The sequence below is a fragment of the Citrobacter sp. Marseille-Q5395 genome (assembly GCF_947057495.1).
In the GTDB taxonomy this organism is placed as follows: Bacteria; Pseudomonadota; Gammaproteobacteria; order Enterobacterales; family Enterobacteriaceae; genus Citrobacter; species Citrobacter murliniae.
In genome coordinates this window covers 122,851-139,056 of the sequence record NZ_CAMSEL010000011.1, presented here as the reverse complement: position 1 = coordinate 139,056, position 16,206 = coordinate 122,851, and the positions used below count along the sequence as shown (strand labels likewise).

Here is a 16,206-nt window from a genome sequence, read left to right as displayed (position 1 = left end):
GGTGCTGGTTGAGGCTGAAAGGCGTAACAAAAAAGTGTTCAGGCGGTATTAAGCCGCCAATTTTCTCACGGGGGCAGTCAACAAAAGTTAGCGTTGAGCAGGCGTTTCTACGGAGAGTGAAGACTGTTGCGCTTCTTTTTTATCCTGGTGATGATGCCAGGCACCGATGGCAGAGTAGACGAAGCGTCCGAAGAAGAAGAGAAAACTGATAAGCAATATGATACGGATCATGCGACTGTTAAATCGATGTCGTTTTCGCATACTGGTAGCCTGACTCACAAAAGGTTCCTTCAAATGTACCCAACAGTGTGGGCGATACTTACATTAAGGCACACTGTGAGGGAATGGTCAATTCATCATTATGTAAAATGTAAAAACGCATCGGTTGTTTTATCTTTTTATGTTATGGAACATAATTTTATTATTTGCATTAATAATGAATTAACGAAAATAAAAAAGAAAAAAAGTAATAAATGATTAATGAGGGATATTTTTTTTGATACATATCAAATGCCATCCGTAAGCGATAACTAAAATTGAGGGCCGCTGTGATGAACTAAACATCATTTTTTAAAGTCAGGTGGGATACCTGTCTGAAACTCCTTCAGGATGTGAAGGATCCTACTGAGCATCTATGAAACTCAATAAAAACTATATTCGCATTAGAGATAAATGGTGGGCATTACCTCTCATCTTACCTTCCTTGCTGCTGCCTTTATTGAGCTCAGCAAATACTTACGCACATATTAGTACCGGTAATATTGTCCTTTTTTATCTGCCTTTAGCACTGATGATTAGTCTGATGCTATTTTTTGGCCTGGCAGCATTGCCGGGAATTATCATTGCTATTTTCTGGTCTAAATATTCACAGTTAGGTCTGTCTGAAACGTTTTCAATTATCACGCACTTTATAATCACAGTTGTACTCAGTTGGGGTGGGTATCGGGTGTTTTCCCCACGACGCAACAATGTTGCTCATGGTGACTCTCATCTGATGCTCCCGCGCATGTTTTGGCAGGTTTTCTGCCCGGCTACGTTATTCCTGATACTCTTTCAGTTTGCTGCGTTTGTTGGCGTGTATGAAAGTAAATCTGGCATGATGGGAGTTATGCCTTTTAATATTACGACACTCATTAACTATCAGGCATTGCTGGTGGGGAATCTCATCGGTGTTCCAATGTGTTATTTTATTATCCGAACTGCGCGTAATCCACTGTATTTGCGTAGCTATTTTTCTCAGTTAAAGCTGCAATTTGATACTAAAGTATCAAAAAAAGAGTTCGCTATCTGGTTGATAATATTGGCTGCGTTAATGGTATTGCTGTGTATGCCATTAAATGATAATAGCTCAATATTTAGCACGAATTATACCCTGTCGCTCTTATTGCCTGTTATGTTGTGGGGGGCAATGCGTTACGGTTATAGATTTATTTCGTTAGCTTGGGCTGTAATACTGATTGCCGCAATTCATTATTATCAGCGCTATATGCCTTGGTATCCCGGCTACGATACACAGCTTGCGATCACCTCCTCGAGCTACCTGGTTTTTTCTTTTATCGTATGTTACATGGCAGTGCTGGCGACACGTCAGCGAATTGTCAGCGCTCGGGCCCGCCGTCTTGCTTATCTGGATCCTGTAGTACATATCCCTAATCTTCGAGCTTTAAATCGGGCGTTAAAGAGTACGCCATGGTCAGCACTCTGCTATTTGCGCGTGCCGGGGTTAGAGCTACTCGGGAAAAACTATGGCGTTATGCTCCGCATCCAGTACAAGCAGAAGCTTTCTCACTGGATCACCGAACAACTGGCACCCGATGAATGTGTATACCAGATGTCCGGACACGACCTTGTTTTGCGTCTTACTACCGAATCACACCAGCGACGTATTGAGGCACTTGATAAGCATATTAAGCAATTCCGCTTTATCTGGGATGGTATGGCTCTACAGCCGCAGGTCGGGATGAGCTACTGTTATGTACGCTCTCCGGTCAGTCATATCTACCTGCTATTAGGCGAACTGAGTACCATTGCCGATTTCTCCCTTGTCACCAATGCGCCTGAAAATTTGCAGCGACGTGGTGCCATGAATTTGCAGCGAGACCTGAAAGATAAAGTAGCAATGATGAACCGACTTCAGCAGGCGCTGGAGCATGATCACTTTTTCCTGATGGCGCAGCCGATTTTGGGTGTACGCGGTGATATGTATCATGAAATCTTGCTACGGCTTAAGGGGGAGGAGGGGGAAACCATTCCTCCTGATTGTTTTTTACCCGCAGCTCATGAGTTTGGGCTGTCATCCAGTATTGACCTTTGGGTAATTGAAAACACACTGAAATTTATGGCTCAAAATCGGGAAAGCATTCCAGCCCGTCGTTTTGCTATCAATTTGTCTCCAACATCAGTGTGTCGTGCCCGCCTTCCATCCGATATCGCTAAATTGCTGGAGAAATATCAGATTGAAGCGTGGCAACTGGTTTTTGAGATAACGGAAAGTAACGCCCTAACCAATGCGGAACAGGCCCAGGCAACATTGCTGCAATTACAGGTATTGGGGTGTCAGATTGCGATTGATGACTTTGGTACTGGTTATGCCAGCTATGCGCGGCTTAAAGACGTGAGTGCCGATATCCTGAAGATTGACGGCAGCTTCATTCGTAATATTGTCTCGAACAGCCTTGATTACCAAATTGTTGCTTCGATTTGTCATCTGGCGCGGATGAAAAGAATGATGGTGGTTGCGGAGTATGTCGAAACCGAAGAGCTTCGCAGCGCTGTGATTTCTCTGGGCATTGATTACATGCAGGGCTATCTGATTGGCAAACCGTTGCCGCTGAATGAGATTCTGGAGGAACAGGTGTCAGACGCGCTGACACCTGCTGAAAATTCACGCTGCGATATCGGGTGAGCTTTCTTCCTCGATCTTAAGACGCCAGCCTGTTACGGCTTCCCAGTACTGCTGCTCCTTTTCCAGATCTAGCAGGACGAGCGCGTTCTGGCTGAACCAGTCGTGCGGGAAGCGTAATGTCCAGTGATTTTCGTCAGTTACCAGCGTAAGTGTCGGCGGCGTTGTAGTCGCCTGACGCTGATTATTCAGCAATACACCCAGTCGTAATAGTTGGATCAACGGCAGAAACTGTTTCTTCTTGAACAACGTAAAGCGTGGTAAATCATCCAGCTTTACGGCTTTACGATGGTAGCGAACTAACGTCGCCATCATCAACTGCTGTTCCTGGTTGAAACCCGGCAAGTCGCTGTTTTGCAGAATGTAAGCCGAGTGACGGTGCAGGCCACTGTGATTGATGTTCAGCCCAACCTCGTGCAGCATGGCTGCCCATCTGAGCAATGCTTCCAGTTGCGGATGGGCCAGTTTGGGCTGCTGTGCATGCCACTGGTCGTACATCTGCATGGTGGTTTCCAGCACGCGACGAGCTTGTTCGCTGTCGATATTGTACTGGTTCGCCAGGCTGCTGGCGGTGCGGCTACGTACATCCTGATGGCGAAAACGTCCTTCCATCTCATACAACACGCCTTCACGCAGTGCGCCATCAGAAAGTCGAAGTTCACGGATACCCAGCGCATCAAAAACGCCACACAGGATAGCCAGGCCCGGTACAAAAACAGCTTTTCTGTCCTCGGATAACCCAGGCATACTGAGCGCTTCGAATGAGGAATGTCTCAGCACTTCGCTGGTCAGCATGTCCAGACGTTCGGGGGTGATAAAACCATCTTTTTCACCCATTTCCAGCAGCACTTCGTGCGCCGCTTTGATCGTGCCTGAGGCTCCCAGCGCCACGTTCCAGCCCTGAATACGAAACTGCCAGGTTAACGTTTCAAGTTTTTGCGCGGCCGCCATGCGCGCGCGCTGGAAATTTTCCCGGCTGATTGTGCCGCCAGGGAAATACATTTGAGCAAAACTGACGCAGCCCATACGGCGGCTTTCGACGAGTTTCGGCTCGAAGTCTTCCCCAATAACCAGTTCAGTCGAACCGCCGCCGATGTCGATAACCAGCTTGCGACCTTTCTCCGGCTGTGTGTGCTCAACGCCCATAAATATCAGTCGGGCTTCTTCGTTACCGGAGATAATTTCAATCGGGTAGGGGATGACCTTTTCTGCTCGCTTCAGAAAATCAGTCGCATTCAGCGCCTGGCGCAAAGTGTGAGTTCCCACAATGCATACGCTTGATGGTGGAAAGCCCTGCAGACGTTCCGCGAATAATGACAGACAGCTTAATCCGCGCTCCATCGCCTCTTCGCTCAGCTTGTTGTCTTCGCCGAGCCCATCTGCCAGATGTACGCGTTGTTTCAGGCGTCCGATAATTTGCATCGCACCATCGACCACCCGGGCAATGACCATATGAAAACTATTTGAACCAAGGTCGACCGCAGCAAACTCCTGCGGTCGTGGTGACTTGTCGTGTATTGGCATAGCGTTTATCCGTCATACTTCAAGTTGTGTTTGTGTTGGCTGCTTTCGTACACCCCAGTCACTTACCGGCGTAAGCTCCCGGGGACTCTCTCATTTGCCGCCTTCCCACAACTTGAATTATTTAGGCTAGTGTCAGGTTGCTCGAGTGATTTGATGTAGTCATAAATCGCCAATTGTGACTGAACCTTACGGCGGTTTCCACGTGGCACGTAGCGATTACTTAGTTCTTTATCAATGTAACGGGCTTTCACCGTATCGCTGAACAGGATCTCTATAATATCCAGCACGCGTTGCTTAAGGCGTGGATCGAGAAGCGGTGTGGCAACTTCGATACGATAATCGATGTTTCTCGTCATCCAGTCTGCGGAGGAGAGGTAAACCTGTTTATCACCGCCGTTTTCGAATATATAGACCCGGTCGTGTTCAAGGTAGCGGTCAACGATACTGATGACGCGAATATTGTCACTGATACCTTCCAGATTCGGGATCAGGGAGCACATACCGCGGATCAACAAATTGACCTGCACACCTGAGCCTGATGCCGCATAGAGGCGGTCAACCAGGCCTTTATCAACCAGGTTATTCAGTTTTAACGTGATGCCGGAAGGCTTACCTTGCTGTGCATTGGCAATCTCTTTATCGATCATTCCGTACAGCAGACGTCGTGAGTTTTGCGGGGAAACCAGCAGGTAATCGAAAGTTACCGGACGATACGGATTTTCAATAAAGTTAAATACCCGGCGGACTTCGTTGGTAATGCGCGAATCGGCAGTCAGTAAAGAGTAGTCGGTATACAATCGTGCCGTTTTTTCGTTGAAGTTACCCGTCCCGATATGCGCGTAGCGCACGACTTCATCGCCTTCTTTACGTGAGATCAGGAATAGCTTGGCGTGAATTTTCAGCCCTGGCGCGGAGAAGATAACATGTACGCCTGCTTCGGTAAGACGCTTGGCCCAGTGAATGTTAGCTTCTTCATCAAAACGCGCCTGCAATTCCACCACCACGGTGACTTTTTTACTGTTGTGAGCGGCATGAATCATCGCGTCGATGATGCGAGAGTCTTTTGCCACGCGATAGATGTTAATTTTTATCGCCAGCACGCTCGGGTCGAAGGAGGCCTGTCGCAGTAATTCAAGTACGTGCTCAAAAGTGTGGTACGGATAATAAAGCAGAACATCGCGTTCACGGATCGCGTCAAAGCCGTTACGAAATTTCTCGTTATCAAACCAGATATGGCGCAGCCGGGGCAGCGGTTTGTTCACCAGATTGGCTTTGCCAACGTTAGGGAAGTTAATAAAGTCTTTGAAGTTATGGTAACGACCACCGGGAACTATCGAGTCATAGCGAGAAATGGTCAGTTTTTCACGCAGAACCTCAACCAGCGCATTCGGCATATCGCGTTGATACACAAAGCGCACGGGTTCTGCGGTCAGACGCTGCTTCAGACTGGATGACATGAGTTCCATCAGGCTGGATTCCATCTCGTGCACCAAATCGTATTCGGCATCGCGGGTCATTTTCATCGAATAGGCATTCAGCGCATCGTAATCAAAGAACCCTTTGAAAATATCATCCAAGCAATAACGTAAGATGTTATCCAGCAAAATCATTGGTTTGCGGCGGCGCGGCGTTTCCGGCGGCAAATTCACAAAGCGGGGAACCTTGTCGGACGGAATTTCCAGCAGAGCATAACGAATGGTATCGCCGCGAATAATCTCCACGGCCAGATAGGTATAGTCGTCTTTCAAAAACTGAACTAAATCTGTCTCGCGGTTAATCAGGATCGGCGTGATGTGCTGGCGAAGGTATTGCTTGAAGTAATGGCGTAACCAGCTCTGTTGATTCACTGATAACTGGCGTTCATTGATTAAGAAGATCTGGTTGCGCGCCATCTCCAGCAGTAATTCATTGTACAGGCCGTCAAATTCCTGATCGGCTTTCAATACGCGGGCCTGGATTTTGCCTAACAGATGGCGGGAGTGGGAGTTTGAACCCTGTTCTTCGCTAATAATGATACGGCGCTTCAGTTCGGCAAAACGAACTTTGTAAAACTCGTCAAGATTATTGGAATAGATGCCTAAGAAACGCATCCGTTCAATCAACGGGTTTGATTTATCAGCAGCTTCCTGGAGTACACGTTCATTGAACGCTAACCAGCTGAGTTCTTTCTCGATGTATAGCTTTTCCTGACCCATTACCACTTTTACTCCGTTTCATTCACGGGACACTACCGATTTATTATGGCGAGCTTTGCTCTCAGATGTCCAACTGTGCCAGAAAAGTATGACAATAAACCGTCTGGTAGCAAAGAGAAAGGGGAAGAGTAGATGCGCCATCGGGCAAGCTGGGGCTTCATGGCCGGATGGTGACATCATTGCGTCTTATCCGGCCATGTGGGGGACTTTTATTCGTCAGCGGCATAGCCTTGTGGTGAAAGGCGATTGCCGTCCAGCCAGGCCGCGTTATCGCGCATTTTCAGGCGACCGTCGGTAAACCAGCTCACCACCAGCGGATAAATGGCGTGTTCCTGCGCCTGAACGCGGGCAGTAACATCATCTTCGCTGTCACCGTCAAAAACCGGAACCTTCGCTTGCAGAATAACCGGGCCACCGTCGAGTTCATCGGTCACGAAATGAACGGAGGTTCCATGTTCTTCATCACCGTTTTCCAGCACCTGACGGTGGGTATGCAGGCCGGGATATTTAGGTAACAGGGAAGGGTGGATATTCAGCAAACGTCCGGCATAGTGATCGACAAATGCCGGGCTGAGGATGCGCATATATCCGGCCAGCACCACCACATCCGGTGCATAAGCATCTATCTCTTTTATCAGTTCCCGATCGAATGCTTCTCGGCTGGCAAACTGGCCTGCTTCCAGCGAATGTGCCGGAATATTTGCCTCTCGTGCACGTTCAAGGCCGAACGCGTCGGCCTTGTTACTAAATACTGCACGTATGGTGCCATTGATTTTTTTCTGTTTGCAGGCGTCAATTATCGCCTGCAAATTGCTTCCGTTGCCGGAAATGAGCACCACGATGTTTTTCATTCAATAACCACACGCTGTTCGGAATCAGAAGCTTTGATGATACCGATTCTCCAAGCGTTTTCACCTTTCTCATTCAGCAGGGCGAGTGCTTTTTCCACTTCAGTTTCCGGCAAGGCAATGACCATACCTACGCCGCAGTTGAAGGTACGATACATCTCGTGCTGGCTGACGTTACCTGCGGTTTGCAGCCAGTTGAAGACGGCTGGCCATTGCCATGAGGATTCGTCGATGACCGCCTGCGTGTTATCTGGCAGTACGCGCGGAATATTTTCCCAGAAACCGCCGCCGGTCAGGTGTGCGATAGCATGCACATCGACCTTCTCGATCAGTTCCAGAATGGATTTCACATAGATGCGTGTCGGCGCCAGTAAGTGGTCGGCCAGTGGTTTTCCTTCCAGTTCGGTCGTTTCCGGGTCACAACCGCTGACTTCCACGATTTTACGCACCAGGGAATAACCGTTGGAGTGTGGGCCGCTGGAGCCGAGTGCAATCAGCACATCGCCATCAGCTACTTTTGAACCGTCGATAATTTCTGATTTCTCTACTACCCCAACGCAGAAGCCGGCCACGTCGTAATCTTCGCCGTGATACATCCCCGGCATTTCAGCGGTTTCCCCGCCGACCAGCGCACAACCAGACTGCAGACATCCTTCAGCAATACCGTTAATCACGCTGGCAGCGGTATCCACATCCAGTTTGCCGGTAGCGTAGTAATCGAGGAAAAACAGCGGTTCAGCGCCCTGAACCACGAGGTCGTTAACGCACATCGCCACCAGGTCAATACCAATGGTGTCATGGCGTTTTAGATCCATTGCCAGACGCAGTTTTGTACCTACGCCATCAGTGCCGGAAACCAGTACAGGTTCACGATATTTTTGCGGCAATGCGCACAGCGCGCCGAAGCCACCCAATCCACCCATAACTTCCGGGCGACGAGTTTTCTTCACTACGCCTTTGATTCGATCAACCAGAGCATTACCTGCGTCAATATCAACACCGGCATCTTTATAGCTAAGAGAGGTTTTATCGGTCACTGCTTGGGTCCCCACGCGTTAACTTGCGGTAGCAATTAAATTCGGCGCAATTCTAACAGGGAAAGCAAACGTTTGCGAGCCTGCTCTGCAACGACTTTTTTCTGCTGTTTTTTTCAGCGTTTGACCTTTTCAATAGCACAATAAACCGCAACCCGACGATGCCGGATACGTGTTAACGGGGGTGAGTCTGATGAACAATATTCAGAAAATCTTTTTTGTGGCTTCAATACGTCATACAGACCAGAAGATAATGCTTATATAATTCAATACATTGATACTATTTTCCGTCAAGACTGTGGCCTTGTTTTATACTCATCTCCCGAACGCAAATGACTTTGGTTGATCCATATCAAGCGTATGCAGTGTTGCGCCAGAGAGGAAAAGCGGTATAATCCGGCGATTTTTTTTGTGGTTGCCACTCGTCTGAGGAAAGGAGAAGAGTATGAAGATCGTGGAAGTCAAACACCCACTCGTCAAACACAAGCTGGGACTGATGCGTGAAAATGACATCAGCACTAAACGCTTTCGTGAACTCGCCTCGGAAGTTGGCAGCCTGCTGACCTATGAAGCAACCGCTGGTCTGGAAACCGAAAAGGTAACCATCGAAGGCTGGAATGGCCCGGTTGAAGTAGACCAAATTAAAGGTAAAAAAATCACTGTTGTACCAATCCTGCGTGCGGGCCTGGGTATGATGGAAGGCGTACTGGAAAACGTTCCGAGTGCGCGTATCAGCGTAGTTGGCATGTACCGTAACGAAGAGACTCTGGAGCCGGTACCGTACTTCCAGAAGCTGGTTTCTAATATTGATGAGCGTATGGCGCTGATCGTCGACCCGATGCTGGCCACTGGCGGTTCCGTTATCGCCACCATCGACCTGCTGAAAAATGCGGGCTGCAGCAGCATTAAAGTACTGGTGCTGGTAGCCGCACCGGAAGGTATCGCGGCACTGGAAAAAGCGCACCCGGATGTTGAGCTATATACCGCATCTATCGACCAGGGGCTGAACGAGCAAGGATACATTATTCCGGGACTCGGCGATGCTGGCGATAAGATTTTTGGTACTAAGTAAATGAATAAATAAAAAGAAGCCGACTTTAAGAGTCGGCTTTTTTTTGAATAAAACAACCTAATCACTAATAACAAACAACACTCAGAGGAAAACACTATGACGCGCCGTGCTATCGGGGTGAGTGAAAGACCGCCGCTTTTACAGACGATCCCGCTTAGTTTGCAGCACCTGTTCGCCATGTTTGGTGCAACGGTACTGGTGCCTGTCCTGTTTCATATCAACCCGGCAACTGTCCTGCTGTTTAACGGTATTGGTACACTGCTGTATCTCTTCATTTGTAAAGGCAAAATTCCTGCCTATCTGGGGTCCAGCTTCGCGTTTATTTCTCCGGTATTGCTGTTGCTACCGCTTGGGTATGAAGTGGCGCTCGGTGGTTTTATTATGTGCGGCGTTCTGTTCTGCCTGGTTTCTTTCATCGTTAAGAAAGCAGGGACCGGCTGGCTGGATGTGATGTTCCCGCCTGCGGCCATGGGCGCAATCGTTGCCGTTATCGGTCTGGAACTGGCTGGCGTTGCAGCTGGTATGGCTGGTTTGCTTCCTGCAGAGGGGCAAATGCCAGATTCCAAAACAATTATCATCTCTATGGTAACGCTGGCGGTAACTGTTTTTGGTTCAGTACTGTTCCGTGGCTTTATGGCCATTATCCCCATTCTGATTGGTGTACTGGCGGGTTATGCGCTCTCCTTTGTGATGGGCGTTGTGGATACCACGCCGATTGCTCAGGCTCACTGGTTTGCTCTGCCGACCTTCTACACACCACGCTTTGAATGGGTTGCCATTCTGACCATCCTGCCTGCGGCACTGGTAGTTATTGCTGAACACGTAGGGCATTTGGTGGTAACGGCCAATATCGTGAAAAAAGATTTGATTCGCGATCCTGGACTGCATCGCTCGATGTTCGCCAACGGTCTGTCGACGGTGATCTCCGGTTTCTTTGGATCCACGCCTAACACCACTTACGGCGAAAACATCGGCGTGATGGCCATTACCCGTGTATACAGTACCTGGGTTATTGGCGGTGCGGCTATTTTTGCCATTCTGCTCTCCTGCGTCGGTAAACTGGCTGCCGCGATTCAGATTATCCCGCTACCGGTGATGGGCGGTGTGTCGCTGCTGCTGTACGGAGTTATCGGCGCATCTGGTATTCGCGTGTTGATCGAATCTAAAGTTGATTACAACAAAGCGCAAAACCTGATCCTGACGTCGGTTATTTTGATCATCGGCGTGAGTGGTGCAAAGGTTCACATTGGTGCCGCTGAACTGAAAGGGATGGCACTGGCGACCATTGTCGGCGTATGCCTGAGCCTGATCTTCAAAGCGATTAGCTTGCTGCGTCCGGAGGAAGTTGTCCTCGACGCCAAAGATGCAGAAGACACCCCGCAACACTAAGTCTTTGACCGGGCAGCGACGCTGCCCGGTTCTATCACGACGTATTTCTGTGGTAAACTCAACGCGATTTTATGAAATCCTGGGTTGAGGTATCTCTGAACACACCGGCACAGCTCTCTCTGCCACTTTATCTTCCTGACGATGAAACTTTCGCGAGTTTCTGGCCGGGGGATAACTCCTCTCTACTGGCTGCACTGCAAAACGTGCTGCGTCAGGAACATAGCGGGTATATCTATCTCTGGTCGCGCGAAGGCGCGGGCCGTAGCCATTTGCTGCATGCAGCATGCGCCGAGTTGTCTCAGCGCGGCGATGCGGTAGGTTATGTACCACTGGACAAACGTACCTGGTTCGTACCGGAAGTGCTTGACGGTATGGAGCATCTGTCACTGGTGTGTATTGATAACATCGAATGCGTTGCCGGGGACTCCCTGTGGGAAATGGCTATTTTTGATCTCTACAACCGTATTCTTGAGTCAGGGAAAACCCGGCTGCTGATCACCGGCGATCGCCCGCCAAGACAGCTGAATCTGGGACTACCGGATCTTGCTTCGCGCCTGGACTGGGGACAAATCTATAAGCTGCAGCCGCTCTCGGATGAAGACAAGCTTCAGGCTTTGCAACTACGTGCCAGATTACGCGGGTTCGAACTTCCGGAAGATGTGGGGCGCTTTCTGTTAAAACGACTGGATCGGGAAATGCGCACTTTGTTTATGACACTGGATCAACTCGACCACGCATCGATCACCGCTCAGCGCAAACTAACTATTCCGTTCGTCAAAGAGATTTTAAAACTGTAAGCACCGCAACCGGAAAAGCTGCGGTGTTATTTGATGTTAATCGATGATTTCCAGTACCTGCTCCGGCGGACGACCAATTCTCGCCTGACCGTTTGCCACCACAATCGGGCGCTCCATCAATTTCGGGTTTTTCACCATCGCCTCAATCAACGCATCTTCACTCAAACTACTGTCCGCCAGGTTAAGTGATTTGTAGAGATCTTCTTTCTGGCGCATTAATTCGCGAGCGCTGGACATTCCCAGCATCTGCAGCAGTTCACGCAGGGTTGCTGCGTCAGCAGGTGTCTCCAGATAAAGCACCACTTCCGGTTCTACACCGTTGGACTTCAGTAACTCCAGCGTTTCGCGGCTCTTTGAGCAGCGTGGGTTATGGTAGATTTTAATCGCGTCTGACATTGTGGTTTCCTGTTACATCTTCGTATACGGTTTAAATCGCTCTTGCAACTGGCGTAGCTGGTCGATACGGGCGTCGTATCTGGCCTGTTGCTGGCTTCCCAGTTTCACCTGCGAGCTTGCACTGCTGAGCATAGAGATGGCCTGGTCAAGGCGCCCCGCCAGGGCATAGCCTTCCGCACGTGCCGCCAGCTCCTGATCGCGGTTATTCAGGGTGGCTTCCGTTTGTGCTAACAAATCCCAGCCGTTAGCGTCATCTTTATTGTTAAACGTATAACGATTGAGGATGGTTGCGGCCTCTTTGGCTTGTCCGCCCTGTAAATACGCATTCGCCAGGTTGAGTTGCAATACCGGATTTACGCGCAGGTCGCGCGCATTTTTCAGGCGATTAATGGCATCGCTGGTTTTCTTCTGACCGAGATCGATATCCGTAGCCAGGTCGAGATACCAGGCATTGTTAGGGTCTGCAGCCAGCAGAGGCTGCAGCGCTTTACGCGCCTCGTCATATTTACTGGCTTCCATCGCCTGTAGCGCCCGACCATATTGTGCAGCCCGTTGTTCACGGACATTGCCTTTCGACCAGTTGTCCAGCAGGTCGCTGGTTAGCTGGTTGCGGCCAGAATTATACATCCCCAGGGTTCGTGCTTTTGCCAGATAAAATTCTTCAGACGATTGCACCACGGCTGGACGCATCTGGTTAGCTCGGTTACGTGCATCCGCCAGACGACTTTCTGGCAGGGGGTGAGTCAGCAGAATTTCAGGTGGACGTGTGGAGTAACGAGCCTGGTCGAGCAGTTTCTCCAGGAACGTTGGCATTGCCTGCGGATCAAAACCTGAGCGCTGCAGTACCTGAATACCAATACGATCCGCTTCCTGTTCATTCTGTTGGGTGAAGCTGATCATCCCCTGACGCGTTCCCGCCAGGGTGCCGGTAAGGGCTGCCATCCCCGCCTGCGGACTGGCCATTGCTAATAAAATTGAACCCAGTGCGCCTACCCATGTCAGCGGGGCGGTACGTTTTTGATCTTCCATGGCGCGCGCCAGGTGGCGCTGCGTGACGTGGGAGATTTCGTGCGCCATTACCGAGGCCAGTTGGCTTTCGTTATCGGAATAGCGAAAGAGTGCGGAGTGCAGAACAACGTTGCCGCCAAAAAAAGCAAAGGCGTTAATTTCGTCGTTATTAATCAAAAAGAAATGGAACGGGGTTTTTACTGAGTCTGCGTGGGATACCAGGCGCATCCCCAGAGTATTAATATATTGGGTCAGCAGCGGGTCGTTAATTAACGGCGCACTGCCGCGCAGTTGGCGCACGTAATAGTCGCCCATCTGCATTTCCTGACCGATGGAGAGTGTGCTCCCTGCTGAGGTCCCCATATCGGGTAACGTGTCCGCAGTATCAGCAAATGCGGGCGCGACCTGACCGATAGTTAGTGCAGCAATGAGGGTAGCAACCAGGTTTTTTTTCAACTGCCTGAACATAACCTCTGTCCTGTATTCATGGAGATAGCCATTTTGACCCGTGCTGCGAAGTATCGTTCACACTCCGGCAGCATTCGGAGTGTAACTGCGAAATCCTGCGATGAACACCCAGGAAGAATGTCTTTTCACTTTGCGGAATGAGTCATAAAAAGCGAAGTCTTTTTTGTGACATTTCGATACAATTCGGGATCGCAATCCCGCTATTGAGGTTCATGGAAGGGTTTTATGCTCGAAATGCTGATGCAATGGTATCGCCGCCGCTTTAGCGACCCAGAGGCTATTGCCTTGTTGGTTATCCTGGTTGCCGGTTTTGGTATTCTTTTTTTCTTTAGCGGTCTGTTAGCACCGCTGCTGGTCGCGATTGTGCTGGCTTACCTGCTTGAATGGCCGACAGTGCGTCTGGAAAATATCGGCTGTTCCCGACCCTGGGCGACATCCATTGTGCTGGTGGTGTTTGTCGGTATCTTGCTACTGATGGCGTTCGTGGTGATGCCTGTCGCGTGGCAGCAGGGGATTTATCTGATACGTGATATGCCCGGCATGCTGAATAAGCTTTCTGACTTTGCCGCAACCTTACCACGACGTTATCCGGCGCTGATGGACGCTGGCATTATTGATGCGATGGCGGAGAATATGCGCTCGCGGATGCTCACGATGGGCGACTCGGTGGTGAAATATTCTGTGGCCTCCCTGGTCGGATTACTGACACTGGCGGTTTATCTGGTTCTCGTGCCGTTGATGGTGTTCTTCCTGGTGAAAGATAAAGGGCAGATGCTGAATGCTGTGCGTCGGGTGTTGCCGCGTAATCGCGGGCTGGCGGGGCAGGTCTGGAAAGAGATGAATCAGCAAATCACTAACTACATTCGTGGCAAAGTGCTCGAAATGGTGGTGGTGGGGGTTGCGACCTGGCTTGGCTTCCTGCTGTTTGGCCTCAACTATTCTCTGCTATTGGCGGTGCTGGTCGGGTTCTCAGTCCTGATCCCGTATATCGGCGCCTTTGTGGTGACGATTCCGGTGGTTGGTGTGGCACTGTTCCAGTTTGGTCTCGGGACCGAATTCTGGAGCTGTTTTGCCGTGTACCTGATAATCCAGGCGCTGGATGGCAATCTGCTGGTCCCTGTACTTTTCTCCGAGGCTGTAAATCTGCATCCGTTGGTGATTATTCTGTCAGTGGTTATTTTCGGCGGTCTGTGGGGCTTTTGGGGCGTATTCTTTGCTATTCCGCTGGCGACGCTAATTAAAGCGGTAGTTCATGCCTGGCCGGATGGTCAGACGATTGACGAATCCTAATCAGGATGCTGTAGCGGCGCAATGCCGCCGGGTATCCATATTCTCTATTTGAATTATGCAGGTTGCTGCATGACAAGGAAGGTTATGAACTGTTCGATTCTTAATCTGACGCTGTTCCAACGTGGACACGTTTACGCACCTGAAGATCTGGGACTACAGGATATACTGGTTTCTGATGGCAAAATTGTTGCTGTTGCGCCCACAATCGCTGCAGAAGATTTTCCTGGCTGCCAGTGTATCAATCTTGATGGTGCTATTGTTTGTCCGGGGTTTATCGATCAGCACGTCCATCTGATCGGTGGCGGCGGGGAAGCTGGGCCACATACCCGCACGCCGGAGGTGCGTCTGTCGCGCCTGGTTGAAGCAGGTATTACTTCGGTTGTGGGATTACTGGGAACTGACGGCATCACCCGCCACCCGGAGTCGCTGTTGGCTAAAACCCGAGCTCTGGAGTATGAAGGCATCAGCGCCTGGATGCTAACCGGCGCTTACTCTTTACCTTCGCCGACTATTACCGGCAGTATTGAACGCGATGTGGCATTGATCGATAAAGTGATTGGGGTGAAATGTGCAGTTTCCGACCATCGATCATCTGCCCCGAATACAGCAGTGCTGGCGAATATGGCGGCTCAGTCGCGCGTAGGCGGATTGCTGGGACAAAAACCAGGGATCAGCGTATTCCATATGGGTGACAGTCCGCGCATGCTGGAGCCGTTGTATGACATTCTGAACAGCAGTGATGTACCTGTCACCAAGCTGTTGCCAACGCATGTTAACCGTGCGGAGCCGCTGTTTCAGGCCGCGTTAGAGTATGCCCGCAAAGGCGGTTATATCGACATCACCAGCAGTATTGATGAGCCTGTCTCCCCGGCAATGGCTATTGCTACCGCGCTGCGCCATGAAGTTCCACTGTCGCGTATTACCCTGAGTTCAGATGGTAATGGCAGCCAGCCGGAATTTGATGAACACGGTAATCTGACGGGGATTGGTGTAGCCGGATTCGAATCACTTGCTGATACGGTGCGCCAATTGGTGAAGGTTCATGCCATACCGTTGGAGCTGGCGCTACGTCCGCTGACACGCACAGTAGCGGAGTTCCTTGGGTTTGAGCATAAAGGCCGTCTGGCGGTCGGATGTGATGCGGATATTCTGGTACTAAACGACGAGCTGGAAGTTTATCACCTCTGGGCGAAGGGGGTTGCGGTAGTGAGAGAGAAGAAAGCGTGCGTTAAAGGTACATTTGAGTAGATAGCGGTTGTGCCGGATGGCGGTGTAAAAGCCTA

Annotated in this window: 12 protein-coding genes and 1 pseudogene; 6 read left to right on the top strand and 7 right to left on the bottom strand. The window is 50.1% G+C overall.

Annotated features, from left to right (window positions below):
- Positions 1-87: 87 nt before the first annotated feature.
- Positions 88-279, bottom strand: coding sequence for a YfgG family protein (locus OH663_RS14490; RefSeq protein ID WP_048220835.1), 192 nt, complete (start codon positions 277-279; stop codon positions 88-90).
- Between the two features lie 355 nt (positions 280-634).
- On the opposite strand from OH663_RS14490, the gene OH663_RS14485 reads away from it, so the two are divergent.
- Entirely contained in the window at positions 635-2,905 is a 2,271-nt protein-coding gene (locus tag OH663_RS14485; RefSeq protein WP_200010304.1) for a bifunctional diguanylate cyclase/phosphodiesterase, read from the top strand.
- Here OH663_RS14485 and ppx read toward each other — a convergent pair.
- From ppx to purM, 4 genes and pseudogenes are all read right to left on the bottom strand, one after another.
- The gene (gene ppx, locus OH663_RS14480) at positions 2,885-4,426 is read right to left on the bottom strand and encodes an exopolyphosphatase (protein ID WP_045446089.1); all 1,542 of its coding nucleotides are present in this window, start codon (positions 4,424-4,426) and stop codon (positions 2,885-2,887) included. The two genes, OH663_RS14485 and ppx, sit on opposite strands and share 21 nt — an antisense overlap.
- A gap of 131 nt (positions 4,427-4,557) precedes the next feature.
- Positions 4,558-6,621, bottom strand: a pseudogene (gene ppk1, locus OH663_RS14475) (polyphosphate kinase 1); the annotation flags it as partial.
- Positions 6,622-6,830: 209 nt separating this feature from the next.
- Complete coding sequence (purN, locus tag OH663_RS14470; RefSeq protein WP_200010303.1) at positions 6,831-7,472, bottom strand: phosphoribosylglycinamide formyltransferase; 642 nt, start codon at positions 7,470-7,472, stop codon at positions 6,831-6,833.
- A complete protein-coding gene (gene purM / locus OH663_RS14465; protein WP_045446083.1) occupies positions 7,469-8,506 on the bottom strand; it encodes a phosphoribosylformylglycinamidine cyclo-ligase in 1,038 nt (345 codons plus the stop codon). Before purM ends, purN begins: the two co-directional genes overlap by 4 nt.
- Positions 8,507-8,948: 442 nt before the next feature.
- Between purM and upp the strand changes: the two genes are divergently transcribed.
- The 3 genes from upp (at position 8,949) to OH663_RS14450 (ending at position 11,761) form a co-directional block, all read left to right on the top strand.
- Positions 8,949-9,575 (top strand): uracil phosphoribosyltransferase, encoded by a 627-nt coding sequence (gene upp / locus OH663_RS14460; protein WP_045446080.1) that lies wholly within the window; start codon positions 8,949-8,951, stop codon positions 9,573-9,575.
- A 96-nt stretch (positions 9,576-9,671) separates the two neighbouring features.
- Positions 9,672-10,964: a uracil permease gene (gene uraA, locus OH663_RS14455; protein ID WP_045446077.1), complete on the top strand. Its 1,293-nt coding sequence runs from the start codon at positions 9,672-9,674 to the stop codon at positions 10,962-10,964.
- 95 nt (positions 10,965-11,059) lie between these two features.
- Complete coding sequence (locus tag OH663_RS14450) at positions 11,060-11,761, top strand: DnaA inactivator Hda (protein WP_223307030.1); 702 nt, start codon at positions 11,060-11,062, stop codon at positions 11,759-11,761.
- Positions 11,762-11,797: 36 nt separating this feature from the next.
- On the opposite strand, the gene arsC is transcribed toward OH663_RS14450, so the two are convergent.
- Positions 11,798-12,157 (bottom strand): arsenate reductase (glutaredoxin), encoded by a 360-nt coding sequence (gene arsC / locus OH663_RS14445; RefSeq protein ID WP_200010302.1) that lies wholly within the window; start codon positions 12,155-12,157, stop codon positions 11,798-11,800.
- Positions 12,158-12,169: 12 nt separating this feature from the next.
- Positions 12,170-13,633: a beta-barrel assembly-enhancing protease gene (bepA, locus tag OH663_RS14440; protein ID WP_200010300.1), complete on the bottom strand. Its 1,464-nt coding sequence runs from the start codon at positions 13,631-13,633 to the stop codon at positions 12,170-12,172.
- Positions 13,634-13,858: 225 nt separating this feature from the next.
- Here bepA and OH663_RS14435 point away from each other — a divergent pair, with 225 nt between their 5' ends.
- Both OH663_RS14435 and iadA read left to right on the top strand, forming a co-directional pair.
- Positions 13,859-14,923 carry an AI-2E family transporter gene (locus OH663_RS14435; protein ID WP_045446065.1) on the top strand — a complete coding sequence of 355 codons (1,065 nt, stop codon included), beginning with the start codon at positions 13,859-13,861 and terminating at the stop codon, positions 14,921-14,923.
- A gap of 84 nt (positions 14,924-15,007) precedes the next feature.
- Positions 15,008-16,171 carry a beta-aspartyl-peptidase gene (gene iadA / locus OH663_RS14430; protein ID WP_048220839.1) on the top strand — a complete coding sequence of 388 codons (1,164 nt, stop codon included), beginning with the start codon at positions 15,008-15,010 and terminating at the stop codon, positions 16,169-16,171.
- The last annotated feature ends 35 nt before the right edge of the window (positions 16,172-16,206 follow it).

Excerpts from the sequence above, each read along its gene's own strand:
- ppx (WP_045446089.1), bottom strand. The coding sequence starts at position 4,426 with ATGCCAATACACGACAAGTCACCACGACCGCAGGAGTTTGCTGCGGTC.
- purN (WP_200010303.1), bottom strand. The coding sequence starts at position 7,472 with ATGAAAAACATCGTGGTGCTCATTTCCGGCAACGGAAGCAATTTGCAG.
- OH663_RS14435 (WP_045446065.1), top strand. The coding sequence starts at position 13,859 with ATGCTCGAAATGCTGATGCAATGGTATCGCCGCCGCTTTAGCGACCCA.
- OH663_RS14485 (WP_200010304.1), top strand. The coding sequence starts at position 635 with ATGAAACTCAATAAAAACTATATTCGCATTAGAGATAAATGGTGGGCA.
- upp (WP_045446080.1), top strand. The coding sequence starts at position 8,949 with ATGAAGATCGTGGAAGTCAAACACCCACTCGTCAAACACAAGCTGGGA.
- arsC (WP_200010302.1), bottom strand. The coding sequence starts at position 12,157 with ATGTCAGACGCGATTAAAATCTACCATAACCCACGCTGCTCAAAGAGC.
- uraA (WP_045446077.1), top strand. The coding sequence starts at position 9,672 with ATGACGCGCCGTGCTATCGGGGTGAGTGAAAGACCGCCGCTTTTACAG.
- iadA (WP_048220839.1), top strand. The coding sequence starts at position 15,008 with ATGAACTGTTCGATTCTTAATCTGACGCTGTTCCAACGTGGACACGTT.
- bepA (WP_200010300.1), bottom strand. The coding sequence starts at position 13,633 with ATGTTCAGGCAGTTGAAAAAAAACCTGGTTGCTACCCTCATTGCTGCA.